Origin of the sequence: Candidatus Tisiphia endosymbiont of Piscicola geometra, assembly GCF_964026415.1 — a bacterium.
Classification (GTDB): domain Bacteria; phylum Pseudomonadota; class Alphaproteobacteria; order Rickettsiales; family Rickettsiaceae; genus Tisiphia.
This window is the reverse complement of record NZ_OZ032144.1, coordinates 797685-819965: the sequence shown is the minus strand read 5'-3', so window position 1 is coordinate 819965 and position 22281 is coordinate 797685. Positions and strand designations below refer to the sequence as shown.

16 protein-coding genes and 2 pseudogenes are annotated in these 22281 nt (G+C 35.5%); all 18 read left to right on the top strand.

Features of this window, described 5'->3' with window-relative positions; translation table 11 throughout:
* Nucleotides 1-149: 149 nt before the first annotated feature.
* Nucleotides 150-2000 (top strand): AAA family ATPase, encoded by a 1851-nt coding sequence (locus tag AAGD26_RS03870; RefSeq protein WP_341751157.1) that lies wholly within the window; start codon nucleotides 150-152, stop codon nucleotides 1998-2000.
* Between the two features lie 212 nt (nucleotides 2001-2212).
* Nucleotides 2213-3421 carry a palindromic element RPE1 domain-containing protein gene (locus AAGD26_RS03865; protein WP_341751156.1) on the top strand — a complete coding sequence of 403 codons (1209 nt, stop codon included), beginning with the start codon at nucleotides 2213-2215 and terminating at the stop codon, nucleotides 3419-3421.
* A gap of 105 nt (nucleotides 3422-3526) precedes the next feature.
* Nucleotides 3527-4171 (top strand): DnaA N-terminal domain-containing protein, encoded by a 645-nt coding sequence (locus AAGD26_RS03860; protein WP_341751155.1) that lies wholly within the window; start codon nucleotides 3527-3529, stop codon nucleotides 4169-4171.
* 517 nt (nucleotides 4172-4688) lie between these two features.
* Nucleotides 4689-5060 (top strand): hypothetical protein, encoded by a 372-nt coding sequence (locus AAGD26_RS03855; RefSeq protein WP_341751154.1) that lies wholly within the window; start codon nucleotides 4689-4691, stop codon nucleotides 5058-5060.
* A 76-nt stretch (nucleotides 5061-5136) separates the two neighbouring features.
* Nucleotides 5137-5259, top strand: a pseudogene (locus tag AAGD26_RS03850) (palindromic element RPE1 domain-containing protein); the annotation flags it as partial.
* Between the two features lie 1426 nt (nucleotides 5260-6685).
* Nucleotides 6686-8212: a hypothetical protein gene (locus AAGD26_RS03845; RefSeq protein WP_341751153.1), complete on the top strand. Its 1527-nt coding sequence runs from the start codon at nucleotides 6686-6688 to the stop codon at nucleotides 8210-8212.
* Nucleotides 8205-8414: a portal protein gene (locus AAGD26_RS03840; protein ID WP_341751152.1), complete on the top strand. Its 210-nt coding sequence runs from the start codon at nucleotides 8205-8207 to the stop codon at nucleotides 8412-8414. Before AAGD26_RS03845 ends, AAGD26_RS03840 begins: the two co-directional genes overlap by 8 nt.
* Nucleotides 8411-9787 carry a portal protein gene (locus AAGD26_RS03835; protein ID WP_341751151.1) on the top strand — a complete coding sequence of 459 codons (1377 nt, stop codon included), beginning with the start codon at nucleotides 8411-8413 and terminating at the stop codon, nucleotides 9785-9787. The genes AAGD26_RS03840 and AAGD26_RS03835 overlap by 4 nt, the downstream gene beginning before the upstream one ends.
* A 7-nt stretch (nucleotides 9788-9794) precedes the next feature.
* A complete protein-coding gene (locus AAGD26_RS03830; RefSeq protein ID WP_341751150.1) occupies nucleotides 9795-10067 on the top strand; it encodes a hypothetical protein in 273 nt (90 codons plus the stop codon).
* Nucleotide 10068: 1 nt separating this feature from the next.
* Nucleotides 10069-10935 (top strand): Rpn family recombination-promoting nuclease/putative transposase, encoded by an 867-nt coding sequence (locus AAGD26_RS03825; RefSeq protein WP_341751149.1) that lies wholly within the window; start codon nucleotides 10069-10071, stop codon nucleotides 10933-10935.
* A gap of 4 nt (nucleotides 10936-10939) precedes the next feature.
* The gene (locus AAGD26_RS03820) at nucleotides 10940-11731 is read left to right on the top strand and encodes a hypothetical protein (protein ID WP_341751148.1); all 792 of its coding nucleotides are present in this window, start codon (nucleotides 10940-10942) and stop codon (nucleotides 11729-11731) included.
* Nucleotides 11732-12074: 343 nt separating this feature from the next.
* Nucleotides 12075-13481, top strand: coding sequence for a phage capsid protein (locus AAGD26_RS03810; protein WP_341751146.1), 1407 nt, complete (start codon nucleotides 12075-12077; stop codon nucleotides 13479-13481).
* 30 nt (nucleotides 13482-13511) lie between these two features.
* Nucleotides 13512-14072, top strand: a complete 561-nt coding sequence (locus tag AAGD26_RS03805; protein WP_341751145.1) for a hypothetical protein — start codon at nucleotides 13512-13514, stop codon at nucleotides 14070-14072.
* A 59-nt stretch (nucleotides 14073-14131) separates the two neighbouring features.
* The gene (locus AAGD26_RS03800) at nucleotides 14132-17737 is read left to right on the top strand and encodes a hypothetical protein (RefSeq protein WP_341751144.1); all 3606 of its coding nucleotides are present in this window, start codon (nucleotides 14132-14134) and stop codon (nucleotides 17735-17737) included.
* A gap of 133 nt (nucleotides 17738-17870) precedes the next feature.
* Nucleotides 17871-18743, top strand: coding sequence for a hypothetical protein (locus AAGD26_RS03795; protein WP_341751143.1), 873 nt, complete (start codon nucleotides 17871-17873; stop codon nucleotides 18741-18743).
* A 98-nt stretch (nucleotides 18744-18841) separates the two neighbouring features.
* Nucleotides 18842-19591, top strand: a complete 750-nt coding sequence (locus AAGD26_RS03790; protein WP_341751142.1) for an IS3 family transposase — start codon at nucleotides 18842-18844, stop codon at nucleotides 19589-19591.
* A gap of 498 nt (nucleotides 19592-20089) precedes the next feature.
* Nucleotides 20090-21352, top strand: a complete 1263-nt coding sequence (gene ltrA / locus AAGD26_RS03785; RefSeq protein ID WP_341751141.1) for a group II intron reverse transcriptase/maturase — start codon at nucleotides 20090-20092, stop codon at nucleotides 21350-21352.
* Nucleotides 21353-21416: 64 nt separating this feature from the next.
* A pseudogene (locus AAGD26_RS03780) lies at nucleotides 21417-21884 on the top strand (IS3 family transposase); the annotation flags it as partial.
* Nucleotides 21885-22281: the final 397 nt, after the last annotated feature.

The following is a 22281-nucleotide window of genomic DNA, read 5'->3' as shown; positions in this document are numbered from 1 at the left end:
GTTCTGTATTGAATCAAACTTATCTATACTATATCATATTTTTATCGAAACAGCATACTAACACATTTTATCAAAACTTAATCGGTAAAATAATTTATTAAAATTTAACTAAAAATTTTGCTACCAAAACATAAATATAATTGAATAATATGATAGTTGAACTTTCAGACACTAATACACATCTCAAGGGAACTGACACTGTTATGGAGAGTAATAAACCGCCTAGACTGAGGGTAGGTACTGATGATTTTAAAACATTATTGTTAAATAGTGATATATTTGTTGATAAAAGCTTGATGATTAAAGAATTACTCGAAGATAGTGGTGATGTTATATTAATCACTAGACCAAGACGTTGGGGTAAAACCCTAAATATGGATATGATTAGGAGATTCTTAGAAATCGAGCTGGATGATAATGGTAAACCTTTAGCTGCAGAAGATAGAGTTAATTACAAGTTATTTGTCGGCGGGACAATAGATTTAGGTATTAAAGGTAAAAGAACTCTAGAGCCTTTAAAGATTAATAATAATGAGTATGCCATGGTTCAACAAGGTCAATATCCAGTAATATTCATAACCTTTAAGAGTGTAGAAGGGGCGGAATACCAAAATATTGAACGAGGAGTAAAAATACAGTTACGTAAGTTATTTCAAGCACATAGCTATTTAACTGACAGTGATAAGCTAAAGCTAAATGAAAAAGATGATTTTGCTATATATTTGTCTCAAGAAATAACTATAGAAAATATCAAGAATAGTTTAAGTATATTAAGCAAGTTACTTTACAAACATTATAATAGAAAAGTGTGGGTATTGATCGATGAATATGATACACCGATTAATAGTGCCTATAGGTATTTTGGCAAAAATGAGACAGAATTTCAAAAAGTACTAGAGCTTTTTAGAGGTATAATGAAATCAACCTTTAAAAAGGAAACAGGGGAATCAGAATTACCAGTAGAGCGTGGAGTGATTACTGGAATTTTGCGTATAACTAAAGCTGAGTTATTTTCCGGTTTAAATAATGTACGAGAATATACTTTACTAGATAAGAAATTTGCTAAGTTTTATGGGTTTACCCAGGCAGAAGTTGATGAGTTATTAACCGTCGTCCCGACCAAGACTAATCCTGAAGAAATTAAAAACTGGTATAATGGCTATAGGTTTGGTGGAGAGGTTATATATAATCCATGGTCAATAATGCAATGTTTAGCCAGCGAAGGGGAACTTGATCATTACTGGCTAGATAGTGGGGGGACAGCTTTAATAGATAAAATATTACTATCCGATGAAATGCAGGAAGATTTACAAAACTTAGCTGCTGGGAAAAGTATTATCTCACCTATTACCAAACAAATAAGTTTTGCTGACATCAACAAACCAGTAGGATTATTTAGTTTGTTATTATTTAGCGGTTACTTGAATCCTACAGCTCAAAAACTAGAAGAAAATATCTATGAGTTATCAGTACCTAACAAAGAAGTACGGTATATATATAATGCTAGAATGCTGCAATGGGTTACAGACCAGCTAAAAATCGATAGTTCTAGATATTATACTTTTATCAGTTTATTGCCAGTAGGTAAAGTAGAGGAATTTAAAGAGCGTTTACAAGAATTGTTACAAAATTCTACCAGTTTTCATCAGACAGGGGAGAAAAAGGCAGAATTATTTTATAGTGGTTTTATGCTAGGACTGGTTAACATGTTATCCTCTAGCTATATCATAACCAGTGAACAGGAGTCAGGCAGTGGTAGAGCTGACATTATCATGATCCCCAAAGCTGGTAGAGAAGATAAGGCAATTATTATTGAGTATAAAATAGCTAAAAATAAAAAAGATTTAGTTTCAGTAGCTAAAATAGGATTGAACCAAATTATAGATAAACAATATGATGTAAAAGTTAAAGAGCATTCTCATGTTAAAAAAATCATCAAACTTTCCATGGCTTTTTGTGGTAAAAATATGGAGTTACAATACCAAGTTGATGAACTCTAATAATAGACTGTAAGCGTTTGAATAACTAATAATTTTATGTCTATCGTGGTTCTGAAACTGTCCACTACGCCCCGCCAGTCCTTATCAGCCTTTCAGAGTTTTCTTATTTTACTAAAATTCATATGTAATTCATATGTAACTTCTCAGACAAATTTCCTGAAATTTGACCTACAAAATCGTCTATTTTTAACCCTGTTACAAGGGGGGAAAATATGACGGAATCATTAACTTTTTCCAACCCTGTAGTTGAAAATCAGGATATTATCTTTTATAATTTTGTTGGTAATTTCATCCCGCCTGAGTGGCGAAATCTTACCAATAATTGTGGCAAACAATTAAGTAAGACTTCTCGTCAACTTCTATCTTTGATAGTTTCTTGCATAAAAACTAATCGTTATGACAATACACAAGACTCTCAAGAGTTACAAGAAGGCTATCATTTTTTCCAACAAGAGCTAGGAGTTAGTCAAAGTAGGGTAAAACAATGTCTAACAGAATTACAAAAAAGTGGGTTCATTTATCATACTTTAATTACTACGGTCAAATATAATATAAAATGCCGTAATATTTTATGTATCAAACTTCTTAAGAAATTTACAAATTTTCGTAAAGCTAATAATAATTCTTATCACTTTAATCACACAAATATCCAGTCTAGCTATCAAAAAATTTTAACCCAACCTAGAGAAAATTCTAACTCAACTCAGAAAAAATTAAAAAAAATGCATCTATATATATCTATATTATCTAGATACGAAAAAAATAAAGAAAATTGTGGACAAGTCTGTGGACAACCCGTGTCAGAGCCTGAATCAACTGAGGAGCAAAACGTTAATTTACCGCTTGAAGTAACAGAAAAAAGAGGTGAAAAAAGTTTGTCAGAACCTGCGTTAACTACGGAGCAAAGCTTTAACCTATCGTCGGAGGTAATGGTAAGTTCAGATGAACAAAGTTTACTAGAGATTGGGTCAGTTGAAGAGAAAAGCTTTAATTTACCTACAGAGATAACGGCAAGCTCAGTAAATGAAGCGTTACCATACAATTCCACAGACGGTAATAGACCTCTTCAGAAACTCGCTTATGCTGAGGAATTTGAAGGAGACACGGAACGCAGAACCGCAGCGTACTCAGATGTACGTGAGGATTCGAGTACCGGATCGACGCACAAATTACCAGCAGAAGTAGAGTTTTCGGAGAGGTCTAATTTCTCTGAGGTAACTCCAACTGATGACAAGTCAGACTCCGATTCAGATTCAACAGGTGGATATTCAGGAGGTAGTGAGTCTGAGCAAGAAGCTAGCGGGAAATTGTCTGGGTGGCTCACTGATATTGCCAAAAAGGCTAAAGGTTGGTATTCACCTAGGGAGCTAGAGACGTTTTACCCATTGAGCGAAGAAGATGCTATTTGGCTAAGAAAGTAAACAGGTCGTAACTACGAATTGAGTTATATCAACAAGCTGTTGATTAAACATAGCGTGGATTCTCCTAACAATCGCTTTCCCTGCAAGCAAGCAGTACTGAATTACATGAAGAAAACTTTGCGTCATGAAATGCGTCCACCATCTGTGGCAAATAACCCAAGCTTTAACTTCGATCTGAACAATGCTACTAGTACAAGAAAGGCTTATTTGCAAAAGATAAGAGATAGTAAGGGCGTTAAACCGCTGAATCAGTTGCAACGCAAGATTGTTGAAGCTTTTGAGAGTAAGCCTAGTACTGCTTATCAATTGCTGAAGAGGTGCAGTTTTTTTGGAGTATGTGACGATGAATACAAGATTGATCTAGCAGATATCTCTTTGTCAGAAACTGATAAATGCACATTGCTCCAAACAGTGCAAGAGGTATATGGCAAAGAGATTCAGCAATTGCGTATTACTAACAAAAGAGAAATATCGGATTATCATTTAGAGCTAAGTGGACTAAATCCAGAATCAGCGTGGTATAAAATAAGGAAATATCTGTTAAAGTTATACGGTGAAACCATTGATAAAGTATGGTTTAGCAAGTTAGAAGCAATTGAAGAAGATTGTAATAAGCTTATTCTCAAACCAGCTACTGCCTTCATTGGGTATTGGATTAAGAATAAGTACAGCAGAGATTTGGAATATGCTTGTAGTAAACTGAATTATACTTTTGAGTTTATGAAAGTCGATAGCATGGCTGGGCTGTAAGCTATGGCAAATAGAACAAAAAACTAATTGTATTAAGTGAGAAAAAGAATGATTACAAAGAAGTTAATAATAATCAACCAATTACTGAAGGTTGAAAAGCACATACAAATCACATATGAAATTGTAAGGGTTTAGAAAGTATGAGAGTAATGAGGCTTGTAAAGGTCAATCCTCCGCTGCAGAAATGGAAGTTTGCCTCTAGATTTACTGTTTGCAACTTCAGCATCCGTAATGGAAGTCAATAAAAAAATAGGTAATACTGCAAAAATAATGAAAGCGGCTATTAGTGGAGCGTAAAAATATGTTATATTTATAAACATAAGAGCATAATTTGGAATAACTAAATATAAAAATTTAATTATAATATGAAAAATAGAAAATAAGTTGTTGACAGCAACCTTTAGTTGTAGTACACTGCGAAATATAGGGAGGTATTTTCAATTGATTAATTGGTAAAAAAACCTGGGAATCAGCTATAATAAAGGGAATTACAAAAAATTTTTATAGAAATATTTATATGATTAAAAATTATGGTTTGTTTGGAAAATATTTAGCCAAATGTGTCAATTTAGCTTTAGCCATTGCGGTAGATAGAGCAGAAGGAGTGTTATATGATAGGGCAATTAACGGCTATGAGGAAGTGACCTATAACAAGGATAATCAGGCAATTGCTACTAAGAAAAAATATTGTTCTAAGTCATTGTTGGAATATCTTAAGGCTAATTCGCAGAAATATCAAATGAGGAAAAATGATGCTGGTTACCATAGGAAAAATAGTAATGAAGCTGAACAATCGGCAAAAGCTCAGGAAATGGCAAAGACGATAGATGTAACTAATTTTGAAATAGAATCGTATGAAACAGAATATGCAATTGCCAAAGGGCAGTAAGAACAAGGGGATGAAGACTGTTAATAAAGCTAAAGCCAGCAAAGAGGTTTCTAGCTCTACGAGCATTAGGCTTCCTGCAAAAATCGCTTATGCTGAGAAATTTGAAGGAAACGCGGAACGTAGAACCGCAACGTACTCCGGTGTACGTGAGGATTCGAGTACCGCATTGACGTACAAATTACCAGCAGAAGTAGAGTTTTGCAGAAAGCCTAATAAATTTCCGGTGGGCTGGTCACCCTACCCGTTCCAGCTACCTTTGTGGAGATATTTATACTCAGGTGGTAAGAAAGCTATAGCCATTTGGCATAGAAGAGCTGGCAAGGATATTATGGGTATTAACTGGATCACTGCTAGTGCCATTCGAGAAGTGGGCATTTATTGGTATGTCTATCCTACCTATAATCAAGCTAAAATGAGTATATGGGATGGTATGACATTATCGGGACGTCCTTATATGTCATTTATTCCTAAAGGGATTATTGCTCGTAGTCAGCAATATAAGCAACGGATATTATTTAAAAATGGCTCAGTGATTCAGTTTGTTGGTAGTGACCGTTATGCTACTATCAGGGGTAGCGGTATTAAGGGAGCAGTTATCTCAGAGTATTCTTACCATGATCCACGAGCTATGAGTTGCGTTATAGAGCCGATGGTAATTCGTAATAATTGCTGGCTGCTTTATTTATATACTCCTTCCGATAATCCAAAATTGACACATGGTGAAGAATTATACCGGAAACACCAAGATAATCCGGAAGTATTTTGCCAAATAAAAACTATTGAAGATACAACAGATAATGAGGGACAACCACTAGTCGATAAAAACAAGTTAGCTTCGGTCGATATGAGTAACGAAGAGATTCAAAGAGAGTTTTATTGTGACTTTGCTGCCTATCGTTACAAGAGAGCTGATCAAGGTGGTACTTTTGTTGAACAGTTACGACTAGCTGAAAGTCAGGGGCGTATTGGCTATGTGCCATTTGATGCAAGCTATCAGGTTAATACTTATTGGGATATAGGTATTGTTGATTATACGGTGATTTGGTTTGTTCAAGAGAAACAAGACTATATTGATATAATAGATTTTTATATGAATAGGGGCAAAGATTTAGAGTTTTATCTTAATCATTTAAGAACTAGACCGTATCAATATGGACGTAACGTATTGCCTCATGATATGAGCCGAAGACAAATGCCGACTTTGGATACTCGCTTACAACAAGCTAATGAAATAGCAGAAAAGGTAGGCTTCTCACCCTTTGCGATTGGCAGGAAATATTTACGGGAAGAGATGATAACTAAAGCAAGAAATTTGTTAGGTGCGTGCCGAATAGATGCCGAGAAATGTCAGCGTGGCATTAACGGACTTTACGAGTTTGATGCTACAAAAAGAGGAGTACATTCTAGTTCATCTAGAGCAACTGATATCACCGAAAGCTTTTGTTATATGGCGATGGATGTAAAAACTGGTAATGAGCAACAACAATCGCAATATAATATATTACAATATCGTAAAGTAATGAATGATTACAATGCGTTGGAAAGATGATGGAGCAGAAGAAGCAAGAATTGATGATGCAATAATAGATAATGGTAATTAATAAATAATTAAGGCAAAGTAATATATGTGGCCAATATTAGGTTTACTAGGACTTAGTGCTTTAGCAGTTGGTGCATCTAGGAACAGGTACATTACTGGAGCTGATACATCAAGACAGAAGCACCTCTATAATGAGTCACGAGATCGTTATAGTAGTTATGCGAGTGAAGCACAAAATACTATCAATAATTTGTCGCAGCAATTGCAACAAGCTCAGCAGGACTTACACTCTCTAGAGGAGCAACAGTATCAAGCTAGCATGAGAAGCTATGATATGCAACACCAACTAGATTATCATACTCGACAATATGAGAGTGGCTTAAGAAATATAGAATCACAAAGAGCTAGTTTGGTCACATCAGCTGATCAGCTAAAACAAGCTTTTGCAGCATTTACACAAAAAGCTCCTGCTCTTGATGCAAAGATAAGCGAGGTAGAGCAATTACCGGGTCAGTTCCAAAACCTGTATGATCAAGTAGCCCAGCGAAGAGAAAGCTTGAAAGGTTTAACTGAAGAGGAAGCCGGTAGCCATATTACTCAATATCAGCAAGACGTTGAAGTGTTAAAAAAGCAACGTAGCGAAACAGAAAACAAAATACGCCATTCGATGGATAGTATCACCAAAGAGCATCAACAGCTAACAAGGGAGAAAGCTAATCTTGAACATCAGCTTACTAACTATCAATCACAGCAAAATCGATTGTCGCAGGATACTAGTAACTTTGATAATGCTAGACAACAATTGCTCAGCATGATTGAACAATGCAAACAAGAACAGAATAGACAAGAGCAAATCACTGCTAACTATACAAGGCAGCGGTCGCATGCTGAAGGGTTGCAAAACCAGTTAAGAAGTTATGGGGAAGCTGCTCAAAGCCAGTTGGATAGCTATAGCAGGGATTTAGACTGGCGAGCTGGTAAGTATCAAAAATCTGCAAGAGATACTGGGCTAGCACAAGGATTGGGGCTAACAGCTTTAACTTTTGGACTTGGGGCAGGCTTAGGAGCGATTGGTGTTAAGGGTTCAATACTTGCTGGGATAGGTTCGGGAATCAAAATGTTATCACCGCTTGTTGGTATTGGTCATTATATGAACAAATCCGATATTAGTCGTAAACTTGCTGGTTTTGACAGAATTAATCTTAACAACAATGATCCGAGTATAGGTGCTGATTTGTCGCGAATAGCAAGATACGGTCCATCAGGATTAGAAAAAAGAGCCATACCTGAGCTTGGTGGTCTAAAACAAGCTTTGGAACATTTTGGCATGAGGTCAGTGCCACGATTAAAAGATTTGCCGCCATTACACGAATCTCTTGGCAAGATCGTGTCGCTTAAGGATATTGAGGGGTTAACCCTTGGTTTGCCTAGTATGACGGCAGCTAGCGGTAAAAAGTATAACTATGAGGTGTTATATGATAACGAGTTTATTAAGAAACTCAAGAAAGTGTCAAAGAAGTTGGGTGAACCTTATTTAAACACAAACTCAACCATAAATCCAAACGCAACACGTAGCAATTACAACACAAATATGGTGACATCTTATGGCTGATAATGATTTAAACAAAAAAATTGAATATTTTGATAATCTCAAGAGCAAGCGGGAGAAATGGCATCATATATGGGATGAGTTGAAGAAATATGTTTGTCCGCAAACTGAAAGCAATAAGGTAATATTTGATTCAACTTCTATTTGGTCAAGGGAGCAATTAGCATCAGGTTTACAAAGCTTGCTGGTAAACCCCCAGCAATGAACTGGTTTAACCTTACTATAGTCGCTGAAAATCATGAGCAACAGCAATATTTAACCACCGCTGAACGCAACATGTTAGCCCAAATGCTAGAAAGAAGCCTAATGGATATATTTAATAATCCGGCTTCTAATTTTTATAGTCAGATTCATCAATTTTTCTTGAATTTATCAGCTTTTGGTACTGCGATATTCTATGTTGAAGAAGATTTAGAATTAGCACAAACTCTGTTCTTTCGTAATATTAATTTACAGGAATGTTATTTTGAAGAGAATAAGTTTGGTTTTGTTAATACAATGTACCGACTATTTAGCATGCCAATTAAAACCGCGTCAGCTAAATGGTCAGATTTTGCCCCTTTCAAGGAGAGGTTAGCCCGGAATCCTGATGAAATAGTAGAAATATTGCACATAGTTAGCCCGCAAGCTCAAAATCAGAAAAGTAGAGGCAGAAAATCAACGGCAGCCAGTCCTTCAACATCTAGCTCATCAACATTAGATTATAGCTCAGAATATATCTACCTAGCTGAGCAAAAAATTATTAGTCAGTCAGGTTATTCTTATTTCCCATTTTTTGTCACGCGATGGGTAAAAGAAGAAGGTGAAGTATATGGCTACGCTCCTGCTCATCATGTGCTACCTGATATTAAACTACTCAATAGTTTAAGACAAATTACCCTAAAAGTAGCACAGAAACAGCTAGACCCACCATTATTAGTGCCAAAAGATGGATATTACTTACCGCTATATACTACGCCGGGCAGTGTTAATTTTTACCGTAATGGTATGGCAGATAAAATAATACCCCTAACTGGTATGGAGAATATCCTACCGACTGAAATCGAGCAGAATCAATGCCGCGATGCTATATTTAAGGCATTCTATGTTGATATTTTTAGAATGCAGAAAGAAAACAAAGAAATGACTGCCACTGAGGTACAAATTAGAACAGAAGAACAATACCGTTTAATGTCCCCGATGGTTGGAAGAATTGAGAGTGAGTTGTTAAATCCGTTAATCATGGCAATATATCAAACATTGATTAAATATAACAGAGTACCAATCTTAGAGGGAGCAAATAGCCCGCCTGAGATAAAGCTTGAATATGTGTCACCATTATCAAGGGTACAGAAAACATCAGCAATATCCAGCGTTGAACAGGTATTAGGTTTTTTCCAAAGAAGTGGTATAAGTAACTTTTTTCCTGAGATTTATGATAATATTAACTGGGATGAGTGTTTTAAACTATTTTTTGAACTACGAGAAGCCCCAAACTCAATCCTCAAGAGTGAACAAGAAGTACTACAGCTTAGACAACAACGTAAGATGATGCAAATGCAACAATTACAACAGCAACAACAACAGATACAAGGGTAAGGAGTACATGAAACTATCAATTAACTCCTCACCCCCATCAAATTTACTAACAAAAGAGCAATTAAAATCAATTTATTGCAAGCTTTTTAGTGGAGAAGATGGTAAAATAATATTAGAGGATTTAGCTCAAATGAGTGGCATATATCGCAGCAATTTTGTTCGGCAAGAAAGTGAGTACACTGCCTTTCTAGAAGGACATCGGGCGTTGTTCCTATATATATGCTCGCAGGCTTCAGAAGATGATGGAGTTGATAATATTGAAGGAAAAGGGAGTAATTGATATGGAAAAATATTTAGATCCAACAAATGATAGTTTGTTTAAGAAAATCTTCCGTAATAAGGAGAATTTAAAAGAATTTCTTAATAGTGTTCTTGATTTATCTGAAATGTACAGAATTAAGGAAATTGAATTTATTCCAGTAGAAGAATTAGCAGGGATTCATAAGGGTAGGAGAAGTGTATTTGATTTAAAAGTTAAGGATGAATCAGGAAACTGGTACATTATCGAAATGCAGAAAAAAAATGAAACCGATTATCTAAAAAGAGTACAATATTATTCTGCCCATTCATATGTTGGGCAACTTACAGAAGGTTTAACTCACTTGGATTTATTGCCAGTAATAGTTATTTCATTGATAAAAAATAGAATATTTGACAAAAAAGTGCCTTATATAAGTATTCATAAAAATATTGAGACTACTACTAATAAACAATATTTATTTGACCTCTCTTATGTATTCATAGAGCTTGGAAAATTTAAAAAAACACAATTAGCGAGTGTTGCTGATGAGTGGTTACATCTATTCAAATGTGCAACACAAGAGACAGAACCACCTAAAGATATTAAGAGCAGTAAGGTATTAGATGCTTACCATATGATTGAACGGTATAAGCTTACCCCAGCAGAATATGACTTATATATTAGAACCAAATTGCAGGAAGATGCAGAAGAACTTGCTCTAGCAGAAAATTTTAATCAAGGCAAAGCTGAAGGCAAAGCTGAAGGTATTGAAGAAAAAGCTATAGTTGTGGCAAAAGAAATGTTAATTGATAATGAGCCAATAGAAAAAATAGCTAAATATACAAAACTAACTATTGAAAAAATAGAACAGTTAAAAAAAGAAATAGAAGAGTTAAAAGAAGAGTAAGCCGATGAGCAAAGAAGGAACTGCTAATAACTATGAAATTAACCCTACTTCCTCTGCTAGCGATTGGCTAGCTAACATGCCTGAGGACATCCGCAAAGCTGAGTCATTGAGTAAATTTAAAGATGTCTCATCTTTGGCACAGAGCTATTTGGAAGCAGAGAAGAGCTTGAATCAACGAGTTGCTGTGCCAAAGGATGACAGCTCTGATGAAGAGTGGCATAAATTTTATTCTAGGATGGGGATGCCTGAGGATAAGAAATATACTGATAAACGAAGTAAAGAAGATGAAGAATATCTAGCTCGCTATGAAGACATGTTTTACCAAAGCGGATTATCTAAAAGGCAAGGTGAGAAGCTGCTTAATTCTCTGTATGGTTTTTCGCAGGATTTACAAAAACAGCAAAAAAATGCTATCGAGCAAACACGTCACTCTCACATTGGTTGGTTGAAAAACACTTATGGTGAAGGTTTTGACAGTAAGATGACAGTGATGCAGGCAGCTTTATCTAAGTTTGGTACTAAAGAACTGGCTGAATTAATTGAAGATTCCAATTACTCGCCAGCCTTAGTAGATTTGTTAGTTAGGGTTGGTGAAACTTTAAAATCCGACTCGTTAGTAACTGGTAAAGAGCTACCTGCAATTAATAGCCGGGAAGCTGCATTGTCAGAGATAGAAAAACTTGATTCTGACCCTGAGTTTATGGTAAAATTAAGAACTAAAGACCATACGGGACATGATCAAGCTGTTAAACGTATGCAACAACTATATAAAATTGCTTATGATAAAGAACAATAGACTTCTTACAAAACTCTACTTCTGCTGGTAATTTGTACGTCGATGCGGTACTCGAATCCTCACGTACTTTAGTACGCTGCGGTTCTGCGTTCCGCGTCTTCTTCAAATTCCTCAGCATAAGCGACTTTTGCAAGAAGTCTAAAAAAATAACGTAACCAACCAATCATTAAAGTCATGATGTGACAACTCATTTTAAGGCTGCGACTTCGCAATAACCTATCATAAAAGAGCCACTAATGTCATAGATACCTGAAAGGTCGTTAGCTGCGTAGCGGACAACGACCATATTTTAGTATAAATGATATCGCACTTTAAATATTGATAGATTATTTGAGGAGGAAAAATGGAACAAATAACAGATGGTCTTAAAGAACAATTTGCTAAAAATATCAGCCTAGTTATTCAACAAGAAGGTTCTAAACTACGAAAATGCGTTACTAATGGTACGCAAGACACTGAGGTAATTAGTTTTGAGTCAATGACTACCCATGAGGTAGAGAGTAGAACTAGACACCTAATTGACCCTGATAATCATTTGCATGGGCATTATGCTGATGATGGAGACCGTGACAGGTTAGAACAAATAGAATTTAAAATACCAACTATTTCAAGACGCTTTTTGACTGCTTCCGCTTACCATTGGAACGCTACCATGGATAGGAACGATAAGCTAAACCTATTAACCGACCCCACCTCACATTTTCCTAAAATGGCAGGCTGGGCAATGGGTAGACAACAAGATCGGGTAATTATTAGTGCTTTTGCCAGTCCAGTCAGAGCAGGACGGACAGGTAATAATGTTATTAACTTTGACGTCGCTAATAATGTTGTACCAGTAGGGCTAAAGGTTACTGATGTTAATTTAGGCTTAAATGCTCAAGCTGCAATTGCTGCCAACAGAGGCATCATTAATTCGAAAAGAGCCGGGTTAACTGTCGACAAACTAATAAAAGCTCATCATATTTTAAAAAAACGTTCTTTTGGTATGTATGATAAATTATATTTACTATGTTCAAGCAATCAAATCTCAGACTTATTACGCGATCCACAAATTACCAATTATGACTATAATAACGTTAGAGCTTTAGTAAGTGGTGAAGTTAATAGCTTCTTAGGCTTTACTTTTATTACTAGTGAGATGTTGGGTGGTATATTTGATAATACTGGGGATGCGGGTCAATCTAGATATGCTGTGAAGGATTGCTATGCCTTTAATGAAGGAGCTATAAGATTTAATACAGTCAGTGGTTCTAACAAGAAGGGCATTGAAGAGTTGGTACAATACCACTATGCCAAAGTATTATATTACAGTGAAGCTTTTGGGGCGAGCCGTGATAATGAACAAGCAGTAGTAGTGATTAAATGTTTAGAGAATTATGATCGTAGCAGCCATCAAGGTACATTGTGGAAAGAAGCAGCGAATGAGAATCACCGAAGAGGTGTGCATAGCATAACAATGCCATGGCAGATGTTTGGCAATCAATATCGTAACATTGATAATACAGAGGATATTGACGCAAATAATTTAGCAGTAATTGCCAACGACAATTTAGCTACTAGAGTACGAGGGATGGTCATGAGGAGAGCAGCGACCGGTGCTATTGGTGGTGGGGCTGCTGCTGTTTCTAGTGTTGATATTGGTATTGGTGGTGTTGGCATTGCTGGCGTTGATGTTGGTATTGGTGATGATATTGTTGAGGATGATAACTTTAGTGGTGGTATTGTTGAGAGTGAGCATGATGATGAGTAACTTAAAAATTTATTCATTAGTGTAACTACCGTGAAATATGAGATTATCAAGAAGGCAGTAGTACTACTTGGGTCAAATGTTGGTATTAGTAGCATTGGTGGTGGTAGAGTATCAAAAACTGAGGAATTGTGTGAGGAGTTTGTTAATCCTGCCATTGAAGATACTGTGCTAATGGTTAAATGGTCATTTGCCTTACGGAGAGTCGATAATATCGAAGGTAATAGACAAAACTTTACCGAAGTACCGGACATTAATGATTGTATTAAATGTGCGGTAATAGTACCATCTAATCTACAATTTTATACGGAAGCAGGTAAGATTTACTTCAAAGGTGGTAAACTTACCTCGCTTTTTTACTACAGCAGAAAGATTGTTGATAATTTACTAAATAACGATACGGCTATTTGGCAACAAGTGCCAAGCAGCTTTAAGTTATTAGCGGCTTTATCGTTAGCCTCACAAGTATCATTTGCTATGTATTCCGATAGTGTGTTTACTGATGGACTAAAGAAACAATATTTGATCAAATTAGAAGAAACAAGAAGGATTTACGCGGTTGATTATAATCTGATTAATTCCGGCGAATGTTGACATTTAACCTTAGGTAGAATACTTTTTATTAAAGTAACTACTAATAATTAAAAAATATTATGCAACAAGAGCAGTTTGTATATTCGCAAAAAAATAACTTCTCAGGTGGTGAGCTAACCCCAACTATTGAGGGAAGAACAGAGCTGGCTTTGTATCAGAACGGCGTTAAGAAGCTGATCAACTTCATGTTGTTACCCTCAGGGGGCATTATGCGAAGACATGGTACGCAGTTTGTTCATTTGTTCAGTGACAATGTACCAAGGAAAATGGCAGCTGTGATGTTCTCAAGGAAATTATCCTACTTGCTGGTTTTTGAATCGCATCAGCTAGAAACTCGTTGCTTATTCTTTGTTGGTGGTGAATTGTTGTTAACTAGTAAAGTTATACAGGATGAAGGGCAAAATTTTCATTTTCGTCCTAAGGATTTTTCTTATGTAGTGTTTCAAGGAATTGCTTATATTTCATTTGGTGATAAGAGACCAATTTTTAAATTCTCCATTGATCCGCAAATTGTCGAGCAATTTTACCAACATATTGAAACGGAGGCAAGAAAGAGACAGGTAGAATATGGTGAAAGAGCTGAGATAGCGTCCAGTAGCAGCTATGAGCTAGCCAGCAATTTCCCTAACAAAGATAAGATGTTTATCATTGAACCACTAAAATGCCAAGTTAACTATTTTTCGACAGGACGAAGTGACCAAAGAGAACGCTTAATACAAAAACCTTTTAATGAAGTAATCTACGGAGCAGAGGTAGACAAAATTAATGATGAGCTAAAAGCTATTCACCAACGAGCAGCTAACCTATCAACTGGGCAAAGCAATATCTACCAAGCCACGTCGGAGAAATTATATTGTACTTCAGTGGTTACTTTTGAAAACCGATTATGGTGCTTTGGGGTTAATAAAAATATTCATTCAATTTGGGCAAGCTATAAAGGAGATTTTAGTGATTTTAGGATGGCATATAGAACTTTACTAGAGGCTCGTAATCCTTTAACTGCTTTTTCAGCTACTTTCTCTTCCGCGACTTTTGATAATGTCCTATGGTCAGTGCCTTTTGCCGATGAATTATTATTAGGTACTAGTGATGGCATTTATTTAGTCAAAGAAGGAGATCGAGCTAAGGGAGAGTTTGTTAAAATCCATAAAGAGATTGAGTTACCGATATCACCACTGAAACCAGTAGTAATCGGTAAGACTATCTTTTTTGTTGAAGGTAATGGTTGTAAAATCAATAGTTTGTATTATTCACAAGAAAAAGGCGGTTTTCAGATATCAGACATCACTGCCTATGCTGAGCATATATTTGCTGGTGGTATTAGGCAAATTGTCGGCTGTAATAGTCCATTTTCAATGATAGTAGCAGTGCTAAAAAATGGCTCTTTTGCTAGTTTTATCTATTCGCATGATTTAAAAATTATGGGCTGGTCACAACATTGGCTAGGTGGCAACGGTCAAGTATTAGGCGTCACACCAATCTATGCGGAAAGTGCCGACATGTTATATTTGCATGTTCGGAGAAGTGATGATACTGGGACAAGCAGCAAGGAATATCTAGAAGTGCTGCAAACTCGTTATTTTTCTGCTAAGCATTTTGTTACCGATAAAGCAGTTTATGCTGATTGTCATGTGAATATTCAACAGCCCGGAGAGAATGCCGCCTACCGAACAATCATACAGGCATTAAAAGACGATAGTGCTTATGAGTTTAGAGGCGATATAACCAAGCTAGAGCATATTGTACAAGCTCAAGCAGAAACTATTTTGAGACTTAAGCTCGATAATGTTGGTGATTGTTTTAAATACAAAAATAGGCTAGTTGCTAATTATGATGAACATAGAGCTGAGATAGAGAATTTTTTACAAAAATATTATCAAAATTATTTGCCTAAGATTATGAATATTTTGGCGGTATCTTTTGCCTATCATCGAATATTCTCGTGTATTTATGCAGAGTTAGACAATCTGTTTTTAAATAATCCTGAAAGCTTTGTGACAATCGAGCAATTATTATATGATGGGGAGCGACTTGGTGGTGATATTATTGAAGCCGTGGAGCTACTAAATGAAATAGATGCACCAGCTATTTTAAGAGATGGTGGTTTGATGGAATATTTACCTAATAGTGCTTTTTCTTTTCGTCCAACTATTTGTGTACAAATAAAAAAGCTAAATACCGAACTAATTAGGTTCATTGCTGGTACGGTGCAAGATATTATGGCAACTGCCAAACAGAATATTGAACTGCAATTTGAAATAAGTAGAGAGATACAAGAAATGCGACTAGCGGTTAGTCACCTCAATAAGAAAATATTGCTATATTATGCCGAGCAGGATAGTGATAAAAAATCCGGACTGCTAGTTAATTTACAAAAGTTTTTTGCCAAAACTGGAGTGGATTTTTACTCGGAATTGCTAAATATCGCTCATCCGGAACTGACTAAATATATATTTGGTGAGCAAACCAAACAATTAATTGACCAGCAAATTATTGGATTTAATCAACATACTAGTAAGCAACAAATAAATGATAAATTATCAACTATTACTAATCAATTAATCGATAAATTACAACAAATAGATAATGACAACAAGATTTATGAGCTGACCAATTCAAAAAGACGAGAAGAAATAGTTGATCGCTTAAGGAGTATCATACTTGATGAACCACTTAGCCAAGATATTAAAGAATATATTTTGTCTAATGATTTCAGTCAAACTATCGATGAAATTGTAGATGAAGTAACAAACAGAATTGCCCCGATAATGGAAAGAGATCGTAAGTCCTCATTATCGTCTTCTAGGGCATCGATATATAGCGAAGAAGGTTATACTGAGACATTAGCGGATAGAATATTTGAGCAAATGCAAGAACTCAAAGAAGGGCTAGCTTATTTGCAGCGTAACATTATTGAGTATTGTCAGTTAATTATGCCGAGCTTTCATCCGGTTTTACTGAAAGATATCCTTGAAGATGAGAAGAGCATAAAATTAGAGAAATATTTACTATTATCAAAAAGATATTTTCCAGTTTTTAAAAAACTATTTCCTGATATTGGTGGTTATGAATTAAGTAGTATAGCCCGTAACTGCTTGCCATCATTTCAGCAAATAAATATTGCAACTATATTGCCAATTTTTCAGAAAATTGTCGTATCTATTATTGGTGACGAAGAATTACATGATTTACGAATTATCGATAATGAACTGATTAAGCTAAAACAGCCAGTAAGACATTTGTCGGTAGGTTTTCCTTATTCTTCGATATTACAAACTTTTCCTCTGATATTCCCGGATGAAGTAGAACACGCTCCGAAAAAAGATGCGGAACTTGGATTAAAACTCTTTAATAGTAAAGGTGGTTATATTGAAGAAAGGCTTGATAATGGGCAAATAGACAGGCAACATATCAATAGTAGATATGTAGATAGTGATGCGTTGATTAGATTGGTTAATGATAAAAAATATTTAACATCAACAGCCACTAAAGAAGTATGTGATTTATTTGCCACTCCTTACCAATCAGGCTGGGTGAATTTTATTATGCACGGAGAAATTAAAACTGATATTGATGTGACTTTTAAGGTCGATAAGCCTTATCCAGTTAGTATATTAAAAATCTATGCTAAGGCAAAGATTTTACCAAATTACAAGGGTAATTGATGAAATGTAACCTTGATAGGTAACCATTAAATTACCTGATAAAAGAATTTTGTAAATCTATTGAATATAGTAAGAAAATGTAATATCTTCCCTTTAAGAATACTTTTTTAACAAAGAAATATAGAGGGTATATATGAAGTCAAGAACAAGTTCTGAGCCACTATCAAGCATAACTTCTGTAAAAAACGCAATAAAACCTGAGCTAACAAGTTTATTTAGTAGATATAACGAAGCGTTAACAAAGCTTGATAGTATCATAAATACGAGTAGTGGATCGGGATCGCATTTACTACGATCTGATGCAGAGTATGTAGGAGCAACAAAAAGAGTATTTGAAGCTATAAAAAAAGGAACAGAATGTGAACATGTGGAAATGAAAGGACACGGGACTCACTTAAATCAGCAGTCTGATCCTTATGAAATGCTGCATGTCACATTTTGTGGTAAACAAGGTAAGCATTTTATGGAAATGTTGGATCATTACTGTGCTAGTAACGTAGAATTAAAATACACATTAACTACTTTTGTACGTGAATTAAATACAACATTAAAGCCTTTTGTGTCAGAATTACATAAATGCAAAGTTTCTCATACAGTAAATGGCTTAGATATAGAGTTTGCTTCTTATTCGGTGGCACATAATATGAAGAAGTACTATGCAATAAAGGCTGGGGGAAAGGATCAATTAAAGGTTATATTTGATAATAAAATGGACCCACTAGAATTACAAGGAGATCATATTATAGTACGTCATAGTCAAAAAATTGGTGATGTTGGTGTTTTTAAAGGTGGGGATGGAGAGGTAGCTGTTTCTTTGCATAATACAAAAGAAAGAGATGCTTTGAAGCATTTATTTGATGGTAGTAACCTAGTACGTACATATAGTAATCCAAAAGCATTGTATTTTAGCACCAAAAATTTTAACCCTAGTTTGTGTTATGATGAGTATGATAAGAGCGTTGAGTTTATCGGTCATACAGAAGTATGTGGTGGTTTAGAATTATGAATTCAGTGAAGTATAATGGACTGAAGAAAATGGACAAGAAAATAGAGTAAAAAGTTTCCTAATTAAGATAAAATAATAAGAAAAAATTAGGAGGAAAAATGACAAAAGAAAAAGCAAGAGTTTTTAGTGCTGAAGAAAAAACTAGGATAGTATTAGAAGTGCTGAAAGAAGAGAGTCCATTATCAGTGATAGCATCAAAATATGAGATAAACTCCAAGACAATTAGTAATTGGAAGAAACAATTTATATCAAATGCAGCATTGGCTTTTGAACCAGCAAAACTGGTAAGTAAATATCAGGAACAAATTAATATGCTGAAAGAACAAAATGATGAATTAGCGAAAACGCTTGGAAAAACAATAGTAGAGAGAGATTGGGCTGTGGGAAAGCTACAAAGCTTGGACTTATCAAATAGAAAAGAACTTGTCGATTTCAAGCTAGCAATGTTACCAAAGACAAGGCAATATGAATTATTAAAGATTAATCGTTCTTCAATGTACTATAAAGCAAAACCATTTAGTGGGTATAACTTAAATATTTTAAATAAAATAGATGAAATATATACTGATAATCCTGAATTTGGTTATCGTTATATCCATAGACAATTATTAGAAGATGGCTTGTTTATTGGTAAGGATCGGGTTCTAAAATATATGAATATGATTGGCATAGAGGCTATTTATCCAAAGAGGAAAAAGTTAACATTTGGAAAAGATAAACAGCATAAAATTTATAGTTATTTGCTTGATAAATATTGGACTAATCTAGGTACAACTAGGACTGTACACGTACCTAACGCTAACGAGGTTTGGAGCGGAGATATCAGTGTGCCGTGCCAAGAGGCTTGAGAGATGAAGGTAGGTCCTTCGCAGTCGATTTACAGGAATAGGCTGCAAACCACTGCATGCGGCAATTGTTTAAGGGCATTGTCGTGAGCGATGCAGAAAAGGCATCCTTGAGGTGTCAGGTATAGACTTAAGAAGACGAACAACAGTGAACCACCGTTCAAGTGTCGAAAGTGCTTCAGATGATGTCAAAACCAAGGAGGTGATGTTGCTTTGGGATAAATTTAGCGGGAACCTGTTTACTGGCTAGGTGGCATCCGGCATAGAGGTGGCGTGAGCTTAAGTCAAGGCTTTCAAGCTGAACACGGGAACCTGTGCAACGATGTTAAAGGAAAGGTACAAGCGGAAATAAAACCGTGAGGCTGATAGTACTGATGCGTATACACAGGGGCGGACAGACATGTAGTAATGATGAAGTTGCTGTAATGGCAATGGAGTGAAGGTGTCTGACCATTTTAGCTGTTCATCACAGTGTCAACTAAATTTATTTAGGAGGAGCTTATGAAGACAGTAAAGCCTTTTGAAATTTCTAAGCAATATGTATGGCAAGCATACCAATGTGTTAAGAATAATAAAGGTGCAGCAGGAGTTGAACAACAAACTATGGAAGAATTTGAGCGAAACCTAAAAGATAATTTGTATAAGATATGGAATCGTATGTCCTCAGGCAGCTATTTTCCTCCTGCAGTAAAAGCTGTGCCTATTCCAAAGAAATCAGGTGGAGAACGAATCCTTGGGATTCCAACTATTTCGGATAGAATAGCACAAACTGTAGTGAAGATGGTACTTGAGCCATTAGTTGAGTCCATATTTGACGAAGATTCATATGGTTATCGCCCAAAGAAATCTGCACATGATGCCATAGCAGTTACAAGAGCAAGATGCTGGAAATATGACTTTGTTGTTGAATTTGATATCAAAGGTTTGTTTGATAATATCGATCACAAACTATTAATGAAAGCATTGGAGAAACATTGTAAGTGCAAATGGGTACTACTTTACGTACAAAGGTGGCTTAAAGCACCATTGCAAGATAAAGATGGAAATATTATTATGCGCGATAAGGGAACACCTCAAGGAGGAGTGATAAGTCCAATATTAGCAAATTTATTTTTACATTATGTATTTGATGCATGGGTAAGAAGAGAAATGCCAAGTGTAGCATTTTGTCGTTATGCTGATGATGGTTTACTCCATTGTCAGAGTCAAGAACAGGCAGAATATGTGTTACAAGTTATTAGACAACGATTCCAGGAATGTGGCCTTACGATACATCCTGATAAGTCGGGTATTATATATTGTAAGGACAATAATCGTCGTGATGAATATGAACGAATCAGCTTTGACTTTCTCGGATATAGTTTTAGACCAAGAAGATGTGTAAACAAACAAGGCATGGTTCATCCAAATTTCTTACCTGCGATAAGTAATAACTCTAAGAAAGCAATCATACAAACCATAAGGAGTTGGCACATTCAGCTTAAGAATGACAAGTCCTTATCTGAACTTTCGGAAATGTTTAAAGCTGAGTTAAGAGGTTGGTATAACTATTATGGGCAGTTTTATCCATCGGCAATGCACAACATATGGAAGCACCTGAATTGGTATTTGGAGCGGTGGGTTAGAAGAAAATATAAGAAACTTGCATGGCATAAAAGACGTGCAAGAGAATATCTAAATAGATTAGCAAATCTTAATCCTGAAGCTTTTATACATTGGAAATTAGGAATATATCCAAAGGCTAAAATGGTGGGAGCGGTGTGAGCTGAGAGGTTCACGCACCGTTCTGAGAGGGGCTGAAGCTGCAATGCTTCAGTCTACTCACCCTTATGTTCGAACTAATTCGGGATTTATGTACATGGCGGCAATTATAGATTGGCATAGTAGAGCTGTGTTGAGTTATAAATTGTCAAATAGTATGGATGTAAGTTTGGTAACTGAAGTATTGCGGGATGCACTTAACAAATATCCTGCACCGCAGATATTTAATAGTGATCAGGGCAGTCAATATACTAGTCATGAACACATTGAAATTTTACAAGAGCATAACATTAAAGTTTCGATGAATGGTAAAGGAAGAAGTATTGATAATATAATTATGGAGAGGTTTTTCCGAACTTTAAAATATAATTGTATATTTATTAATGATTTTAAAGATGTTAAAGAGCTAGAGCGTGGTATTGATGATTACATCAATCACTATAATTATAGAAGATTTCATTCAAGTATTGGTTACAAAAAGCCCATGAATGTCTATCTAAATTCTATGCAAAATTATGAACAAATTGCAGCTTGAAAAATGCAAAAATGGGAAACAAAATTATTATTTTTTTTGTCTTGATTTTTCAGTCCAGTATCTGATAAATACAAAGGTAATTTGCTTACTCTTATAACTGACCAATTTCAGACTATAACTTTTAATCATTTTGCCAACTCTTCAGGTTAATTGAGTATACTCAGGTAGAACTTCAAGAATTGGCGTTCCCGCGACCAAAGATCGAAGCTGCCTAGTTACTCATGTACGCTACGCTGCCCGACTTTGCTACTGCCTAGCTCTTCTTGAAGTTATACTATCGCCTACCAACTCTTCATTTACGAGCAGTATATAGTTATTATCAACTCTTCTGCCAAAAAAACCTACAAATTAATTGTAAATTGACAAGTAATAAAATTTTCTATACTATTAAATATTT